The 334-nt window shown below is 64.7% G+C and carries 1 protein-coding gene; it reads left to right on the top strand.

Annotated features, from left to right (window positions below):
- Nucleotides 1–182, top strand: a 182-nt coding sequence (locus EN857_RS33800; RefSeq protein WP_135897711.1) for a PDZ domain-containing protein, incomplete at its 5' end; no start/stop codon positions are given.
- Nucleotides 183–334: the final 152 nt, after the last annotated feature.

Here is a 334-nt window from a genome sequence, read left to right as displayed (position 1 = left end):
CCGACCGCGGCATCCAGCCCGGCGACGTCATCACCTCGATCAATTCGAACGAGGTGAACACCACCGACGACGTCTCCAAGGCGATGACGGACGCCGCCAAGGCGGGCCGCAAGGCCGTGCTGATGCAGATCACCCGCGACGACAACAACCGCTTCGTCGCGCTGCCGGTGGCCAAGGGCTGAGACGACTTTTCCAATGCGGCGGTTTCAACACCCCCGAGTCGCCGCATGGGAAAGCAAGAAGGAGAGCCCGTTAGTCAGTCATCGCGCTCTTCTTCAGTGGCAGCGGGCTTCCCATCGCCCGCTGCCGCGCGCCGCATATGGGTGCCCACATC

Source organism: Mesorhizobium sp. M4B.F.Ca.ET.214.01.1.1, assembly GCF_004791545.1.
Lineage (GTDB): Bacteria > Pseudomonadota > Alphaproteobacteria > Rhizobiales > Rhizobiaceae > Mesorhizobium > Mesorhizobium abyssinicae.
Note: the sequence above shows the minus strand (reverse complement) of the source record. Positions and strands in the feature narration are given on the sequence as shown.